The sequence below is a fragment of the Janthinobacterium sp. UMAB-56 genome (assembly GCF_900095265.1).
In the GTDB taxonomy this organism is placed as follows: Bacteria; Pseudomonadota; Gammaproteobacteria; order Burkholderiales; family Burkholderiaceae_D; genus Janthinobacterium.
Genome location: NZ_LT607656.1, coordinates 39,933 through 57,955 on the forward strand (window position 1 = coordinate 39,933; position 18,023 = coordinate 57,955).

12 protein-coding genes are annotated in these 18,023 nt (G+C 61.4%); 9 read left to right on the forward strand and 3 right to left on the reverse strand.

Annotated elements, in window-relative coordinates:
• Positions 1-6: 6 nt before the first annotated feature.
• Entirely contained in the window at positions 7-1,716 is a 1,710-nt protein-coding gene (argS, locus tag K0F85_RS13055; protein WP_219116446.1) for an arginine--tRNA ligase, read from the reverse strand.
• 376 nt (positions 1,717-2,092) lie between these two features.
• Between argS and rsmB the strand changes: the two genes are divergently transcribed.
• From rsmB to K0F85_RS13095, 8 genes are all read left to right on the forward strand, one after another.
• Complete coding sequence (gene rsmB, locus K0F85_RS13060; protein WP_219116447.1) at positions 2,093-3,514, forward strand: 16S rRNA (cytosine(967)-C(5))-methyltransferase RsmB; 1,422 nt, start codon at positions 2,093-2,095, stop codon at positions 3,512-3,514.
• Between the two features lie 97 nt (positions 3,515-3,611).
• Entirely contained in the window at positions 3,612-4,121 is a 510-nt protein-coding gene (locus tag K0F85_RS13065) for a DUF4390 domain-containing protein (protein WP_257572747.1), read from the forward strand.
• Entirely contained in the window at positions 4,121-6,418 is a 2,298-nt protein-coding gene (locus tag K0F85_RS13070) for a PAS domain-containing sensor histidine kinase (RefSeq protein ID WP_219116448.1), read from the forward strand. The genes K0F85_RS13065 and K0F85_RS13070 overlap by 1 nt, the downstream gene beginning before the upstream one ends.
• 98 nt (positions 6,419-6,516) lie before the next feature.
• Complete coding sequence (locus K0F85_RS13075) at positions 6,517-7,236, forward strand: response regulator (RefSeq protein ID WP_219116449.1); 720 nt, start codon at positions 6,517-6,519, stop codon at positions 7,234-7,236.
• Positions 7,233-7,634 carry a GTPase gene (locus K0F85_RS13080; RefSeq protein WP_219116450.1) on the forward strand — a complete coding sequence of 134 codons (402 nt, stop codon included), beginning with the start codon at positions 7,233-7,235 and terminating at the stop codon, positions 7,632-7,634. The genes K0F85_RS13075 and K0F85_RS13080 overlap by 4 nt, the downstream gene beginning before the upstream one ends.
• Positions 7,635-7,801: 167 nt before the next feature.
• Positions 7,802-8,059 carry a DUF3567 domain-containing protein gene (locus K0F85_RS13085; RefSeq protein WP_219116451.1) on the forward strand — a complete coding sequence of 86 codons (258 nt, stop codon included), beginning with the start codon at positions 7,802-7,804 and terminating at the stop codon, positions 8,057-8,059.
• Positions 8,060-8,243: 184 nt separating this feature from the next.
• Positions 8,244-9,023 (forward strand): class II glutamine amidotransferase, encoded by a 780-nt coding sequence (locus K0F85_RS13090; protein WP_219116452.1) that lies wholly within the window; start codon positions 8,244-8,246, stop codon positions 9,021-9,023.
• Positions 9,024-9,160: 137 nt separating this feature from the next.
• The gene (locus K0F85_RS13095) at positions 9,161-10,441 is read left to right on the forward strand and encodes an EAL and HDOD domain-containing protein (RefSeq protein ID WP_219116453.1); all 1,281 of its coding nucleotides are present in this window, start codon (positions 9,161-9,163) and stop codon (positions 10,439-10,441) included.
• Between the two features lie 112 nt (positions 10,442-10,553).
• Here the strand turns inward: K0F85_RS13095 and K0F85_RS13100 are convergent, their stop codons facing one another.
• Both K0F85_RS13100 and metH read right to left on the reverse strand, forming a co-directional pair.
• Positions 10,554-10,925, reverse strand: coding sequence for an SPW repeat protein (locus K0F85_RS13100; protein WP_219116454.1), 372 nt, complete (start codon positions 10,923-10,925; stop codon positions 10,554-10,556).
• 114 nt (positions 10,926-11,039) lie between these two features.
• On the reverse strand, positions 11,040-14,834 hold the full coding sequence (metH, locus tag K0F85_RS13105) for a methionine synthase (RefSeq protein ID WP_219116455.1): 3,795 nt from the start codon (positions 14,832-14,834) through the stop codon (positions 11,040-11,042).
• A gap of 640 nt (positions 14,835-15,474) precedes the next feature.
• Here metH and K0F85_RS13110 point away from each other — a divergent pair.
• Positions 15,475-17,949 (forward strand): IPT/TIG domain-containing protein, encoded by a 2,475-nt coding sequence (locus tag K0F85_RS13110; RefSeq protein ID WP_219116456.1) that lies wholly within the window; start codon positions 15,475-15,477, stop codon positions 17,947-17,949.
• Positions 17,950-18,023: the final 74 nt, after the last annotated feature.

Sequence of the window (18,023 nt, forward strand, 5' to 3'; positions counted from 1 at the left end):
TCACGATTACATTTTGTTTGGCGCGGACACGCCGATCAGTGCCAGGCCGTTGCGCAATACCTGGCGCGCGGCGATGACGAGGGCCAGGCGGGCCATCTTGACGGCTTCGTCCTCGACCAGCACTTTCTCGGCGAAGTAGAAGCTGTGCAGATTGGCGGCCAGGTCGCGCAGGTAGAAGGCGACTTGGTGCGGACCCAGTTCGGCTTGTGCGCGCGCCAGCATTTCCGGGTAGGCGGCCAGGGTCGCCAGCAGGGTCGCTTCGGTCGGTGCCGTCAGGGGAGACAAGTCAACGCCGGCGACCGCGCTTGCATCGCCACCCCAGTTTTCCAGGATGCGGCAGATGCGCGCATGCGCGTACTGCACGTAATAGACCGGGTTTTCATCGGTGGTTTTCAGCGCCACGTCGACGTCGAAGACGAATTCCGTGTCGGCCTTGCGCGAGATCAGGAAGAAGCGCACGGCGTCGCGGCCCTTGGCAATGTCGCCGCCGCCCGACCATTCGATCAGGTCGCGCACGGTCACGTAGGAGCCGGCGCGCTTCGAGATTTTCACTTCTTCGCCGTCCTTCATGACGGTGACCATCTTGTGCAGCACGTAGTCTGGGTAGCCTTGCGGGATGCCCATGTCGACCGCCTGCAGGCCGGCGCGCACGCGCGCGATGGTGCCGTGGTGGTCGCTGCCCTGGATATTGATGGCCTGCACGAAGCCGCGCTGCCATTTCACGAGGTGATAGGCCACGTCCGGCACGAAATACGTGTAGCCGCCGTCGGTCTTGCGCATGACGCGGTCCTTGTCGTCGCCGAAGTCGGTGGTGCGCAGCCACAGCGCGCCATCCTGCTCGTAGGTGTGGCCCGCCTTGATCAAGGTTTCGACCGCGCTATTGACCTTGCCGTCTGCATACAGCGACGATTCCAGGTAGTAATTGTCGAACTTCACGCCGAAGGCCTGCAAGTCGATATCCTGCTCGTTGCGCAGGTAGGTGACGGCGAACGGGCGGATCGAATCGATGTCGTCGATGTTGCCATTGGCCGTCGCTGGCAAGCCGTCGCTGGCCGAGACGGTCTTGCCGGCCTTGAAGTCGTTGGCGATATCGGCGATGTAGTCGCCGTTGTAAGCCGGTTCTGGCCATTCGGCGTCGCCCGGCTTGAAGCCGCGCGCGCGCGCCTGCACGGAATTGGCAAGGGTCTGGATCTGCACGCCTGCATCGTTATAGTAGAACTCGCGCGTCACTGCATAGCCTTGCGCGTCGAACAGCGAGGACAGGGCGTCACCCAGGGCCGCCTGGCGCCCGTGGCCCACGTGCAGCGGGCCGGTCGGGTTGGCGGAGACGAATTCCAGGATGACTTGCTTGCCTGCGCCAGCCGTGCTGCGGCCATAGCTGTCGGCCTCGCTCAGGATGGTTTTCACCACGGCTTGCTTGGCGGCGGCGGATACGCGCACGTTGATGAAGCCGGGTCCGGCGATTTCCACTGCCTCGACCAGGCCCTTGCCGGCAGGATTGGCCAGCACGGCTGTGACGATCGTTTGCGCCAGCTCGCGCGGATTTTGTTTCAGCTGCTTGGCCAGTTGCATGGCGATATTGCAGGCGACGTCGCCATGCGATGCGTCGCGTGGTCGCTCGAGCACCACGGTAGGCTCAAGCGAAGTGCCGGCCAAGACGGGAGCGAGGGCGGCCTGGAACAGGGCGATGATTTCTTGTTTCTGTTGGGCGAGCATGAGCAGGATGGCGGTGGAACCGCGTTAAGAATGAATAGAATGAATCAAAAAGCAAAACGGACGGCAAGTACCCAAGCCGCCCAGACTGCGTTAATTATACTGGTTTGCTGCCGGGAACAATACGCTAGCCGGCAGTGTCCCCGTGCTGGCGCGTTTCGCGATATTATCAGGACAGCATGTCCATGTTGGTGCACGAAAACATCAACCTGGCGCATTCTGCTTGTATATATGCAGTTTTTTTCCGCAATTTACATTTATCAGTGCAATCGCTTGGGCCAGAGGGCGCCACAAACGCTACAATCGACCCTTTATTGATGACGCGCGGCCCCGCCTTTGCCACCATGCAGCCCGCCGCGCGCAGCCACACCGGATAATTATGAACAAGCGCCCCACGCTGAAATTGAAAACCAAGCCGGCGCCAGGCCAGGCTCCTGCAGCACCGAAGTTGCGTCCCAGCTACCATCCCGACCTGAAACCGGTCTTGCAGCCAGGTTTCCAACCCGATTTGCGCGCCGATTCGCTGGCGTTTTGCCTGCTGGGCGCGGCCAATGCCGTAGCGCAAGTGCGTACGGGCACGGCCCTGCCGCAGGCGCTGGCCAAGGTGTTTACGCAATCAAACGCCAGTGCGCAGGCGCGCGGCGCCATCCAGGATATTTCTTACCGCACCATGCGCCAGCTGGGCCGCAGCGAAACCCTGGTCGGCCTGATGACGTCGAAGGCGCCCGAGCCGCCGATGCTCGCAGCGTTGCTGTGTTGTGCGCTGTCCTTGATGTCCGCCGAGCCGGGCGAGCAGCCGTACGAAGAATTCACGGTGGTCGACCAGGCCGTCACGGTCGCGACATCGCACCCTGACCTGGCGCACGCCAAGGGCATGGTGAATGCCGTCTTGCGGCGTTTCTTGCGCGAGCGCAAGTCCTTGCTGGAGGCGGCCCTGCAGCAGCCTTTGGCACAATGGAATTATCCGCAGTGGTGGATCGACTCGCTGCGCCTGGCTTATCCCCGCGACTGGCAAGCCATTCTGACGGCCGGCAATGCCGTGCCGCCATTGACCTTGCGCGTGAATCGCCGCAAGAGCACGGTCGAAGCCTACCTGGCCGTGCTGGCCGAGGCGGGCATTGCCGCGCGCCAGGTGGGACCGTTCGCCGTGCGTCTGGACAAGCCGATCGGCGTGGCGCTGATCCCCGGCTTCGAACAGGGCGTCGTCTCCGTGCAAGATGCTGGCGCGCAATTGGCCGCGCCTCTGCTCGATTTGCAGGATGGCATGCGCGTGCTGGATGCCTGTGCGGCGCCCGGCGGCAAGACTTGCCACATCCTCGAGCTGGCCGACGTGCAAGTGACGGCCATCGATGCGGACGCCAAGCGCCTGCCGCGCATCGCGGAAAACCTCGAGCGCCTGGGCCTGGACGCCACGCTGAAGGCGCAGGATGCGCAATCGAGCGCCTGGTGGGACGGCCAGCAGTACGACCGCATCCTGGCCGACGTGCCGTGCACGGCCTCGGGCATCGTGCGCCGCCATCCCGACATCCGCTGGTTGCGCCGCAAGGGCGATGCGTTCCAACTTGCAACACTTTCGTCCAAAATTCTGGACAACCTGTGGCAGATGCTGCGCCCCGATGGTAAATTGCTGTTCGTGACCTGTTCATTGTGGCCGCAAGAGTCCGAGGCACAGGCGGCGGCATTTGCGGTGCGTAATAATGCGACCCGATTGACAGCGCCTGGCCAGCTGTTGCCGACTGGCAGCGTGGAGCAGGACCACGACGGTTTGTTCTATGCGCTATTCCAAAAAAATGCGGCTTGAGCGATTCGTCGAACCTTTTCCTACGGACACTACTGGCACACTTGTGACAACACGACTCTTCCGACTCCTGGCCCTGCTGCTGATGCTGGCATGTACCATGCCACGCGCGCATGCCGCCGATATCGTCGAGATCACCCGTGCCTACATCGAGTCGAACGAAGAAGGCTACAAGCTGGCCGCCAGTTATTCGTTTGATCTTAATCATGACCTGGACGATGCCGTGCAGCATGGCGTGCCGCTGTATTTCACGACGGAGATCGAACTGACCCGGCCACGCTGGTACTGGTTCGATGAAAAAGCCATCGTGGCGCGCCAGACCAGCCGTTTGTATTACAACGTGCTGACGCGGCAATACCATGTATCCGTTGGCGGCAGCGTGCAGCAAAGTTTCCCCACGCTCGACGATGCGCTGTTCCTGATCCGGCGGCCCAGCCGCTGGCTGGTGGCGCCGCGCGGCGCGCTGAAAGTGGGGCAGACGTATAACGTGACCTTGCGCATGGGCATGGACCGCGACTACCTGCCCAAGCCGATACAGGTCAATGCCTTCAATAACAGCGACTGGCGCCTGGCTTCGAATAAAAAAACCTTCTTGTATACGGCGGAGTAGTGAGTCAAGCATTGCGCTATCTGCTGGTGGTGGGCGGCGGCATTGTCAGTATCCTGCTGTTCCTGCTGGCGTCGGCTTCCGACAATTCCGGTTTTTTCGACCGCTATTACACCTGGCTGCTGGGCCTGAACGCTGCCGTGGCCGTGGCCCTGCTGGCGCTGGTGGGCATTTCCCTCGGGCGCCTGTACGCGCGCTACAAGAGCGGCAAGTTCGGCTCCAAGCTGATGACACGTTTGGTGATGCTGTTCGCCGCCGTCGGCATCCTGCCTGGGCTGGTGATTTTCCTTGTCTCTGTGCAATTCGTTTCCCACTCCATCGAATCGTGGTTCAACGTCAAGATCGAAGCGGCGCTGGAATCGGGCATTGAGCTTGGCCGTGCCGGCCTCGACGCGGCCCTGGTCGAACTGGACCACCGGGGTCACAAGGCCGTCGATGAGCTGGGCGCCGACCCGGTGGCCGGTCCGGCCGTGCTGACGAGTTTGCTACGCGTGGAGGGCATGCAAAATGTCATGCTCGTCAGCGGCGACGGCGTGTTGCTGGCCGGCGCCGGGCCGCACAGCGTGGCCGACTTGCCGACGCCGGCCATGCTGGTGAAGGCCGCCACGCCGGACGGCTATGCCTCCGCCGAAGGGGGCCAGGAGTTGCACGACGAGGGCACGGAGTCGGGTGGCGGCGGCTTCCGCGCCGGCACGCCGGCATCGCCGGAAACGGCGCCCAGCCTGCGCCTGCGGGTGCTGGTGGCCGTGCCGGGTCCCTCCGTCTCGCCCCGCTACCTGCAATTGCTGCAAGCGGTGCCGCCCAAGCTGGCGACGAATGGCGAGGTGCTGCGCGCCGCCTACAGCGAATACAAGGAGCGTTTCGTCGCGCGCGTGGGATTGCGCAAGATGTATATGGAAATCCTCACCTTGACCTTGCTGCTGGCCATTTTCGGCGCCATCGGCAGCGCTTTCCTGATCGCGGGCAATCTGGCCCAGCCCTTGCTGCTGCTGGCCGAAGGCACGCGCGCCGTGGCCGAGGGCGACCTGTCGCCGCGCCCCATCGTCGCCACCAAGGATGAGCTGGGTACTTTGACGCAGTCGTTCAACATCATGACGCGCCAGTTGCTCGATGCGCGCACGGCCGTCGAAAGCAACCGCGCCGCGCTGCAAAACGCCAAGGCCCACCTGGAATCGGTGCTGGCGAACATGTCGGCCGGCGTGATGGTGCTCGACGGTGATTTCAAGCTGGTGACCTGCAATGAATCGGTCGAGCGCATCTTGCAGCATTCGGGCATGAGCATGGTCGGCCAGCCGCTGGCAAATATTGCCGGGATGGAGGAATTCGGCGGCGCCATCATCAGCGCCTTCACGGCGCAAAGCGCGCAGTCGGCGTCGGGCCGCAACCAGCAGCGCCTGCACTGGCAGCGCCAGATCGAGATTCCGCGCCGCCTGGGCAGCAGTGCTGACGAGCATGACATCACCTTGCTGGCGCGCGGTTCGCGTCTGCCGCTGGAGTCCGGCAGCGGCTACATCGTCGTGTTCGATGATATTTCCGACGTCATTTCCGCGCAGCGCTCGATCGCCTGGGGCGAGGTGGCGCGCCGCCTGGCGCATGAAATCAAGAACCCGCTCACGCCCATCCAGCTGTCGGCCGAGCGCCTGCAGATGAAGCTTGAAGGCAAGCTGGAGCAACCCGATGCCGACCTGCTCAGCCGCGCCACCACCACCATCGTCAAGCAGGTCGATGCGATGAAGCGCATGGTCGATGACTTCCGCGACTACGCGCGCACGCCGCCGGCCGTGCTCACGCCACTGCGCTTGAACGAGCTGATCGAAGAGATCCTGAACCTGTACCTGCGCGGCGATGACGGCGACATCATCCACCCGCAGCTGGCACCGAATCTGCCGATGGTGATGGGCGATCCGACGCAGTTGCGCCAGGTCATACATAACTTATTGCAGAACGCGCAGGACGCCATGGCGGACTTGCCGCCGGAATCGCCGCATCCGCGGATTGACGTAAGGACGGAAGCAATTCATTATCGCAGTGCGGACGGCGGCGTGAATATCGCCGTGCGGCTGGCCATCAGCGACAATGGCCCCGGTTTCGCGCCAAAAATCCTGGCGCGCGCCTTTGAACCCTACGTCACGTCGAAGGCGCGCGGCACGGGCCTGGGCCTGGCGATGGTCAAGAAAATTATCGATGAACACGGCGGACGCATCGATATCGAGAACCGGGTCGACGGCAATGGCGCTTCGGTTGTCATTTTGCTGTTAAAGTTAGCTCCCGACGCTCCGTCCCAGGAATTCCTGGCGTGAGGGTCTGGTTTAGTATTTAAAACACTAATAAAATCATAGCTGTCCGCCGTGTGCATCTTGTGCGCGACGGCCGGCGAAATGAGGAAGGCAAGACACGAATGGCAAACATACTCGTAGTGGATGATGAAATGGGTATCCGTGAGTTGCTCTCGGAAATTCTGGGCGACGAAGGACATGCTATCCAGCTGGCCGAAAATGCGCAGCAGGCGCGTGAAGCGCGTGCCGCCGGTGCGCCGGATCTGGTATTGCTGGATATCTGGATGCCCGACACAGATGGCGTTACCTTGCTCAAGGAATGGCAGCGCGACGGCTTGCTGACCATGCCGGTGATCATGATGTCTGGCCACGCCACCATCGATACGGCGGTCGAGGCGACGCGTATCGGAGCCATGAACTTCCTGGAAAAGCCGATTGCCCTGCAAAAACTGCTGAAGGCGGTACAGCAAGGCTTGACGCGGGCACAGGAAACCGTGCGCGCGACTAGTGTGGCGCCGCGTCCCGTGGCACCCGTGGTGGCCGAGGAAAGCAGCCATCCCGTCCCCAGCTTTAGCGGCAGCGCACCGCAACAGTTGATGGTACGCCCAGGCATCGCCGTACCGGCGGTGGCCGAAGGCCATGGCTACAACCTGTCGTTCGACTTGCCCCTGCGTGAAGCGCGCGACGCGTTCGAGCGCATGTATTTCGAACACCACCTGGGACGCGAAGGCGGCAGCATGACCCGTGTGGCGGAAAAAACGGGCCTCGAGCGCACCCATTTGTACCGCAAGCTGAAACAGCTGGGCGTCGAACCGGGCAAGCTGGCCAAGAAAAACCTGTGACGGCAGCCGTGCGGCGTCCGACGCCGCTGACCCTGGTCAGCGGTGGACGCGCCGCCGAGCGCGAGGCGGCCATCGCGCAAGCCTTGCCGCCTGGTCAGTTGGCCGCCGTGATTCTCGAGGGCCTTGCTGACGGCAATGCCATCCTGGCCGACCTGGCCGAGCAAGTTTCCCCTTCTCCACCATTTCCATTGCAACTGTTGCGCATCGCGCCCGGTTGCCTGTGCTGCAGCGGCAATCTCGTATTGCGTGTAACATTGAATCGTCTGCTGCGCCATCCACCCGCACACTTGTTCATCAGCCTGGCCGACGCCTCGCACATCGAACAATTGCGCACCTGGCTCACCGCCAGTCCCTATGATGCCCTGCTGGCGCTGCAAGCAGACATAGTGGTTGCCTGAACTTGGTTTCCTGAGTCTTTTTCTGAGTCTATTACGCAGTCGCAGTTTGCATCTCGTTACAACTCTGTTGCCCGCAGGGTGGCATGGCCGCTTGAAATGGCGCCGTGTGAACCCCACCTCTGTTCTGACACCGCAGGAGCTTCTCCTGCTTGAGCGAAGGATGCAAAATGAACCTGATCTATAACAGCGAACAATACAGCGTCGTGGAATTCGGCGTCGACGTCGACCTGGAAGCCCTGCGCTTTGGCGGCTATGAGATCGTCGACAAGGGCGGCAAGCGCGAGACGTTCATTGCCGGAGTCCTTGCCCAGCATTTCCGCCGCGACGTCACGGAACTGATCGCCAGCGAACCCAGCATGGAAGAGATCGATGAATTTTTGGGCAGCTACGATTCCCTCATGAGCCATCCAGTCCTGTTGCACTAATTAGAAAGAACCTTAACAGAACCGTAGCGAGCGGCAGTGAGTTGCGGCCGAGAAGCGGAGCTGTGCGAATGCACGGGGCCGCCGAGGCAGTGAGCATCGGAGGCTGCAAATCGCGCCGCGCAGTAGGTTATGTTAGGGTTCTAGGTATGGTATGGTGGCCGGCTTACCCCGCTGCAAACAGATCATGTGCCAACTTCTCGGAATGAATTGCAATGTCCCTACGGACATTGTCTTTAGTTTTACCGGCTTCGCCATGCGCGGCGGCCATACCGATACCCACCATGACGGCTGGGGCATCGCCTTTTTCGAGGGCGCAGGCGTGCGCCATTTCGTCGACCACCAGGCGGCCATCGCCTCGCCCGTGGCCGAGTTGATCAAACGCTACCCCATCAAGTCGCGCAATGTCATCGCGCATATCCGCAAGGCTACGCAAGGCCAGGTGGCGCTGGAAAACTGCCACCCCTTCGTGCGCGAACTGTGGGGCCGCTACTGGGTCTTTGCCCACAATGGCGATTTGAAGGAATTCCACCCCGTGCTGACGGGCAGTTACCGCCCCGTTGGCTGCACCGACAGTGAGCTGGCGTTCTGCTACTTGCTGCAGGAATTGCACGCGCGCTTTGGCGATGCGCCGCCGGCGTTGCCGCAACTGCATGCCGCCCTGGCGCAGTTGTTGCCCGGCATCGCGGCCCACGGCACTTTCAACATGATGCTGTCGAGCGGCGAGGCGCTGTTTGCCCATTGCTCGACCAGCTTGCACTATCTGGTGCGACAACATCCGTTTCCAACTGCTAAACTCTCCGATGAAGACCTGAGCGTGGACTTTTCCCAGGTGACGACGCCCCAGGACCGCGTGGCCGTGATCGTTACCCAGCCGCTGACGACGAATGAGCAATGGACGGCGTTTGCGCCGGGTGAATTGAAATTATTTGTCGACGGGATGGTGCAAGACACGCCATTGGCCTAATTTGTTGACGACAATACGCTGGATTGCTGCCAAAATATCCACAGCGCGGGCGGATTTCAGCTAAAGTATTGTCAATAGTGAACCTTGATGCGGGCGCGGCGCGGCCGGCGTCACTCGACGTGATTGATGAAGAGTTAATGATCGATATTTCCAGCAACGACATCACCCCGAAACCCTTGCGCGTGCGCGAGTTCTATCTGGGGCGACAGCCTATTCTTGACCGTAATCAAGCCCTGTTTGGCTATGAGTTGCTATTCCGCAACGCCCCGGTCGGCCCCGCCAACATTACCAGCGACCTGTCCGCCACGGCGTCCGTCATCGCCCACGCGTCCCAACTGGGCATGGAAAAGGTCATCGGTGACGCGCTCGGTTTCGTCAACGTCGATGCCGACGTGATCATGAGCGATATATTCGTGTTCCTGCCGCGCGAAAAAGTCGTGCTGGAAATCGTCGAATCGATGCCTGTCACGCCGGAAGTGCGCGCGCGCATTAGCGAGCTGGTGGGCCATGGCTTCACCTTCGCGCTGGAAAACGTCGTGTCCGACACGGCGCAAGTACAGGCGCTGCTGCCGCTGGTGGAATACGTCAAGATGGACATGAGCACGGTCGACCCGAAAGTGCTGGCGGCTCTGGCGCCCCGTTTCAAGCAGGAAAACAAGAAACTGGTGGCGGAAAAAGTCGAGACGCGCGAAGAATTCAAGTCGGGCCTGGACCTGGGCTTCGATTACTTCCAGGGTTATTATTTTGCCAAGCCGGCCATCATGACGGGCAAGAAGCTGTCGCCGTCGCAACTGGCCGTCATGGAACTGATGACACTGGTGACGTCCGACGCCGACAATATGGATATCGAGCGCGCCATCAAGCGCGACGTGTCGCTGGCCCTGAATTTGCTGCGCCTGGTCAATACGCCTGCCGTGGGCGCGCGCCAGCGCATCGATTCGCTGAGCCAGGCCGTGACCGTGCTGGGCCGCCGCCAGTTGCAGCGCTGGCTGCAAATCATGCTGTATGCGGAGCCAAGCAAACGCGGCCATAGCATGACGCCCTTGCTGATGCTGGCCACCACGCGCGGCCGCCTGCTGGAGCTGCTGGCGCATAAACTGCGTCCGAACCATGCCCATTCGGCCGATATCGCCTTTACGGTCGGCATCATGTCGCTGATGGATACCCTGTTCGGCGTGCCGATGTCGGAAATCCTCAGCCAGATCGAAGTGATCGATGAAGTGGCCGAAGCGCTGTTGTCGCGCGAGGGTTTCTACGGCGACCTGCTGCGCCTGGCCGAATGCATCGAGCGCATCGAAGACATGGAAGGCGAGATCGTGCCAACCTTGCGCGACCTGGCCATGTCGCCGGACGACCTGGTGGAGCTGGAAATGGCCGCGTATGAATGGAGTGATAACGTTGTAAGGTATGCGCTGTAGGTCGGATTAGCGCGGCCGTCAGGCCACGCGTAAGCCGACAACATTGTTGCCGCGTTCTTCAAAAACCCTGCACGGCGCCGCCGCGGCAGGGTTTTTTTACGCCGCTACGCCGCTACGCCGCGACGCCGAGCCAGTGCCTGTGCAGCTCGGGATCGGTGCGCAATTCCCACAGGGCCAGCACGACGACGGCGATGCCGACGAGCAGCTCGTTCCACATGGCGATGCGCTGTTCGGCCAGGCGCAGTACCCACGGCGCGGCGGCAACCCAGACGCCCACCAGCAGGTTGACGGCGACGGCCCAGAAATACGTCTTGTACAGGTCGAAGGCGGCCAGGATGGCGATCACCAGGCCCGAGACAAAGGCATTGAGCCTCTGTGGCGAGCCTGCGGGATAGGAAAGCGCCCAAGGCGAGACGAGCAGCCACAGGCCCAGCAACAGGATCACTTGATCTTGCCAGCGTTTCAGTTTGAAATTGCTTGCCATATATCCTCCTTAGCCAGTTAGGGAACGGGCCGGAGCGGGCATGCAGCATGCCGGCCGGCATACTGCGTTAGTGTGCTGCGGCGCGCGAAAAGTTCCGCGCGCCTTTTTACTCTGCTATGACAGGTTGGGAGACAGCCAGCGTTCCACGTCCTCGATGTTGGCGCCACGGCGCTTGGCCATGTCTTCCACCTGGTCCATGCCGACCTTGCCGACGACGAAGTATTTCGACGCCGGGTGGGCAAAATAGAAGCCGGACACGGCCGCGCCGGGGAACATGGCATACGATTCCGTCAGCTGCATGCCGATTTCCTCGGCCTGCATGACTTCGAACATCTCTTTCTTGACGGTATGCTCGGGGCAGGCGGGGTAGCCGGGCGCGGGGCGGATGCCCACGTATTTTTCGCCGATCATGTCGTCATTGCTCAAGTGCTCTTCCGGCACATAGCCCCACAAATCCTTGCGCACGCGTTCGTGCAAGTACTCGGCGAAGGCCTCGGCCAGGCGGTCCGCCAGGGATTTCAACATGATGGACGAGTAATCGTCGTGTGCATCTTCGAAGCGCTTTTCGTACTTTTCGATGCCCAGGCCGGACGTGACGGCAAACATGCCGATGTAATCCTTTACGCCCGATGCCTTCGGCGCAATGAAGTCGGCCAGGCACTGGTTCGGGCGCTGCACGCCGTCGACCACGGGTTTGACACCTTGCTGGCGCATGCCGTAGTAGGTGAACGCCACGGTGCTGCGCGTATCGTCCGTGTACACCTCGATATCGTCGTCATTGACGCTGTTGGCCGGCAGCAAGGATACGACGCCATTGGCCGTCAGCCAGCGCCCGTCGATGAGTTTTTTCAGCAAGGCCTGGCCTTCTGCGTAAACCTTGGTGGCCGCATCACCCACCACTTCATCTGTCAAAATGGCGGGGAAGGGGCCAGCCAGGTCCCAGGTCTGGAAGAACGGGCCCCAGTCGATATAGTTGGCCAGGGTCGCCAGGTCGACATTCTTGAATACGCGGCGGCCGATGAACTTCGGTTTCACGGGCGTGCAGGGGCCGTCGAAGGGCACGATCATCCGGTTGGCGCGCGCTTGCGCCAGCGGCAGGATGGGCAGGGCCTTCTTGTTGGCATGCTGCTCGCGGATGCGGGCGTAATCAAGTTCGATGTCTTCCACGTACTTGTCGCGCTGTTCCGGCGTCAGCAACGATTGCGCCACCGAGACGGAACGCGAAGCGTCCGGCACATAGATCACGGGGCCGTCGTAATTGTGGGCGATTTTCACCGCCGTGTGGGCTCGGCTGGTGGTGGCGCCGCCGATCAGGAGGGGAATCTTGAGCATGCGGAAGTGCTCGTCGCGCTGCATTTCCTTGGCGACATACGCCATTTCTTCCAGCGACGGCGTGATCAGGCCCGACAGGCCGATGATATCCGCGTTTTCCACCTTGGCGCGCGCGAGGATTTCCGAGCATGGCACCATCACGCCCATGTTCACGACTTCGAAGTTATTGCATTGCAGCACCACCGTGACGATATTCTTGCCGATGTCATGCACGTCGCCTTTCACTGTCGCCATGATGATCTTGCCCTTCGGCTTGGCGACGATGCCCGTGCGTTTTTCTTCCAGCAGCTTTTCTTCTTCGATATACGGAATCAAATGGGCCACGGCTTGCTTCATCACGCGCGCCGATTTCACCACTTGCGGCAGGAACATCTTGCCTTGGCCAAACAGGTCGCCAACCACATCCATGCCGGCCATCAACGGGCCCTCGATCACGTGGATGGGACGTCCGCCATTGTGCAGCAGTTCCTGGCGCGCTTCTTCCGTGTCTTCCACGATGAATTGCGTGATGCCGTGCACCAGCGCGTGCGACAGACGCGCTTGTACGGTACCTTCGCGCCAGGCGAGGGTTTGCGCCTCGGCCTTGCCGCCCGCCTTCAGGGTGCCGGCAAATTCGATCATGCGCTCGGTCGAGTCTTCGCGGCGGTTCAGCACCACGTCTTCCACGCGCTCGCGCAATTCCGGGTCCAGGTTGTCGTACACGCCGACCATGCCGGCGTTGACGATGCCCATGGTCATGCCGGCTTTGATGGCGTGGTACAGGAAGACGGTATGGATGGCTTCGCGGGCGGGATCGTTGCCGCGGAAACTGAAGGACACATTCGACACGCCGCCCGAAATCTTCGCGTACGGCAAGTTTTCCTTGATCCAGCGCGTGGCATTGATGAAGTCGACGGCGTAATTGTTGTGCTCTTCGATGCCGGTGGCGACGGCAAAGATGTTCGGATCGAAAATGATGTCTTCCGGCGGGAAGTCCAGCGCATCGATCAACAGGTGATACGCGCGCGCGCAGATCTCGATCTTGCGCTCGAAGGTGTCGGCCTGGCCTTTTTCATCGAAAGCCATGACGATCACGGCAGCGCCATAGCGGCGGCACAGTTTCGCCTGGCGCAGGAATTCTTCCTCGCCTTCCTTCATGGAAATCGAGTTGACGATAGCCTTGCCCTGCACACATTTCAGGCCCGCTTCGATGACCGACCATTTCGACGAGTCGACCATGATGGGCACGCGCGAAATATCGGGTTCCGAGGCGATCAGGTTTAAAAAGCGCGTCATGGCGGCCAGCGAATCGAGCATCGCTTCATCCATGTTGATGTCGATCACTTGCGCGCCGTTTTCCACTTGCTGGCGGGCCACTGACAGCGCCTCGTCGTATTGCTCGTTGAGAATCATGCGCGCGAACGCCTTCGAGCCCGTGACGTTGGTACGCTCGCCCACGTTGACGAACAGCGATTCGTCGTTGACGACGAACGGTTCCAGGCCCGCCAGGCGCAGGTCGTGCGATGGGGCCGGCACGGTGCGCGGCGTGTTCTTCGACAGCAATTCGCCAATGGCGGCGATGTGCTCGGGCGTGGTGCCACAGCAGCCGCCGGCCATGTTCAAAAAGCCCGCGTCGGCAAATTCGCGCAGCAGGGCGGACGTGTCGGCTGGCAACTCGTCGAAACCCGTGTCGCTCATGGGATTGGGCAAGCCCGCGTTCGGGTAGATACACACGTAGGTGTCGGCGATCTTGGCCAGCTCTTCCGCGTACGGGCGCATCAGGGCGGCGCCCAGCGCGCAGTTCAGGCCGATGGTCAGCGGTTTCGCATGGCGCACGGAATTCCAGAAGGCGGGCACGGTCTGGCCCGACAAAATGCGTCCCGAGGCGTCCGTGACGGTGCCGGAAATCATCAAGGGCAGGCGCACGACGTCAGGATTTTGTTCGTAGAACAGGTCGATGGCGTACAGGGCCGCCTTGCAGTTCAAGGTATCGAAAATGGTTTCCACCAGCAGCACGTCGGCGCCGCCTTCCACCAGGCCCTGCGTCTGCTGCAGGTAGGCTGCCACCAGTTGGTCAAAGGTGACGTTGCGCGCGGCCGGGTCGTTGACGTCGGGCGAGATCGATGCCGTCTTCGGCGTGGGACCCAGGGCGCCGGCAACGAAGCGCGGCTTGTCCGGGGTGGAATACTTGTCGCAGGCGGCGCGCGCCAGCTTGGCCGCCTGGACGTTCATTTCATAGGCCAGGTGGGCCATGTGGTAATCGTCCTGCGCGATCGTCGTGGCGCCGAAGGTATTCGTCTCGATCAGATCGGCACCCGCCGCCAGGTAGCGTTCGTGGATTTCCTGGATGATGTGCGGCTGCGTCAGGGTCAGCAGCTCATTGTTGCCCTTGACGAACAGTTCACGCGCGCCGCTGTCGGCCGGTGCAGCGAAATCGATGAAGCGGCCGGCCGGACCGCCACGGTACGCTACTTCGTCGAGCTTGTATTGCTGGATGATCGTGCCCATGGCGCCGTCGAGGATCATGATCCGCTGCGCCAGAATGGCGCGCAAGGTGGCTTCGGTCGGGGACATGGCGGGGATCACGGTATCGTTCATTTCATGCTTTCAATAGGCAAACGGGCGGCGGCGCGGTGACAGGACTTGACGAGGCGGTTGCGGGTCAGCCTGATCAGCGGACGGAGCGTGCCGGCCGGGTAAGGCAGGCAGAAGGTGGCAATCGCCTGATTTCACCGGGTCTAAAATTATACGGCATCAGGCTGCTTTGGTTTTAAGCAAAAGCGGTCGTTCACCCCACGGCAGGCCTACTTGCAACACATCGCCTTCCGCCACGCCGGCTTTTAAAAATGACATTCCTGAAAATCTTACTCAAAACGTTAATTCTTCCGCCAAAGTTGGCAGGAAATTACGGTGTCTAGGCTGTGGAAAAATTTCCACATTATTTTTACCTTGTCAGCCTATTTTTAATGAATTGAATGGCAATGGCTGCAAAGGAAAATAAATTTGATTTTAGTCGATGCAGAGTGAGGGAAATAATGCTCAAAATAAACTTTGCCAAGCAGATATTTTAACTATTATCAAAACCAATTGAATCAAAAGCATTAATAGTTGTCTTTGGGAATCGAATTAACTCATAATGTTGGTTCTCCGAAATTAAATTCTCACTAAAAGTCACCAATATGTCACATCTCTCTCGTGCACTCTGCGGCACAGCGCTGCATCAAGAAGGTAGCCAGCCATGAAAAACCATCTGCTTGTAGCATTGTTTCTCATGCTGGGCCTGTCCGCCTGTGGCGGCGGTGGCGGTGGTGCTGGCGACACCGTGGTGGCGACCACTTCGGGTACGCCCGTGCTGATTCCTGCCGTGACGGCCGTCTCGGCAGCGAATGTTGCAGTGGGTGGCAGCCTGGTGCTGACGGGCACGAATCTGAGCCGCGTGACCGCCTACCAGGTGGCAGGCGTGACGGTTGCCAGCAGCGCGGCCAGCGACACCAGCGTGACCCTGGCCATGCCTGGCGTGCCCGTCACGGGTGCCTTGAGCCTGGTCAGCGCCAGCGGCACGGCGGCCACCAGCTATAACGTCAATGTCTATCTGCCATTGAGCGTGGGCAGCGTCGCGCCGGCGACGGGCGGTGTCGGTTCCAGCGTGACGATTACGGGCGGCGGCATGGGCGCCGTGACGGCGGTGCAGTTTGGCAATGGTGCGGCGGCAACGCCACAAAGCCAGACAAGCAGCAGCGTGACGGTAGTAGTGCCTGCGGGCGCGGCGACCGGTGCGCTGACGGTGCGCGGCCCCTACAACGATGTGCTCAGCAGCGACACGTACACGGTCTTGGCGAGCGTGGCGGTGACGTCGATCACCTCGGCCGTCAGCGGCGCGACCTTGTCGGTGACGGTGCAGGGCAGCAATCTCGATCAGGTCAGCTCGGCTTCGGTAGGCAATACCCCTGCGACCATCGTCAGCGCCAGTGCCAGCCAGTTGCTGCTGTCCGCGCCGGCCTCGGCGACGGGCAACGTGATGCTGTCGGCCGCTTCGCGCATCGCCGTGAATGCGGGCACGGTGTCGGCTTTTACGCTGGGCAGCATTGATTTCGCGCAAGTACTGAACTTGAATGCCAGCGACGCGGCCTTGCGCCTGACGCGCGGCAAGCCGGCCGCCGTGCGCGTGTCCGTACTGGCCACGCAGGCGGGCCAGGCCAGCCCTGCCGTGACCTTGCTGGCGACCGCCGCCAATGGCAGCAACCTGGGCAGTATCGCCATGAGCGGCCCATCGGTCTTGCCGACGACGAAGAGCGATTACAGCTTCAGCGGCAATTTCAATGCCGTCCTGCCGTCCAGCTGGATCTTGCCCGGCGTGCGCGTGCGCGTGACGGCCGTGGGCAATGACGGCGTGCAAGTGAGCCAGGAAGCGGCGCCCGTGGTGGCCAGTCTGGCCAGAATTCGTTTGGTGCTCGTGCCCTTGAGTACCGATGATGGCGTGGCGCAATTGCCTGACGCTGAGCTGATCCGTGCTGCGCTGCTGCGCGTGTATCCGTATGCGACGGAAAACATCAGCATCAGCACGCGCGCGGCACTGAGCATGCCAGGCAGCAGCACGGCCGACAGCTGGTGGAGCGATACCCTGGGCAAGCTGGAAAGCAAGCGCGCCATGGAAGACAGCGGCGCCTATTATTATGGTTTCGTGCCGAAAATGTCCTCCACCCGCGCTGCCGGCCTGGCCTATATCAACCAGCGCAGCAGCGGCAACGACTTTACCTCGGCCATCGGCCTGGACGCCAGGTTCAACAGCATCGCATCGGTCGATCCATTCGGCAATGGCTGGCCTGAGTGGTTGACCACGCTTGTGCATGAGCTGGGTCACAACCATTCCTTGCAGCACGTTGCCTGCGGCGGCCCGTCTGGCGCGGCCACCGACTACCCGTATGCGGATGGCAATCTGGGCCCGCAGCCCCTGTATAACAGCGACTATGCAGGCAACATCGGCCAGTTGAGCAAGGCAGTCTATGGCAGCACGCCGATGAAGGACGTGATGAGCTATTGCAGCGGCGCCTGGTTCTCCGACTACAGCTATGCGCGGGTGCAGCAATTCCTGGAAAAACGCAGCACGCAGGTGACGGGCAGCAATGTGCTGGCCGCCAGCCTGTCCGTGGCCGAGAACGGCTATCTGACCATTTCCGGTCGCATCACGCCAAACGGCGTGGCCTTGCGCCCGGCTGTTGCCTCGTCCACACGCGTGGGCGCAGCGGCCAGCGGCAGCGGCCAGGCTTACACCCTGCGGGTCCTGACGGCGTCGGGAGCTACTATCGACTTGCCCTTTGATGCCGTGTCCGTGGCCGACCATGGCGGCAGCGCCATGAGTCACTTCCGCGTCAGCTTCGCCAACCCGGGCGATATCAGCGACGTGGTCGTATTGTCAAATGGTAAGCCATTGAGCAAGCTGGAGCGCTCGGCGCGCCGCAGCAAGGCCGCCAACGATGGCAGCTTTGAGGTGACGCAGAGCGGCGGCAAGCTGGCGCTGGTCTGGGATGGGCAGGCGGAGCCATATGCGGCCGTGCTGCACGTGGCCGCCGATGGCCGCAAGACGCTGGTCGCCAGCGGCTTGACGGGTGGAAATGCCAGCCTCGACGTGAGCGCCTTGCCGGCCGGCGGCCGCTTTGAGGTCAGCCTGTCGTCCTCCATGGGCGCGCGCCTGATGAAGGTGCAGCGCCGCTAGGCAAGGGTTTCGGATGCAAAAAGGGCTTGCCGCGGCAAGCCCTTTTTTATGTGCGCAGGCATTGGTGCAGAAAC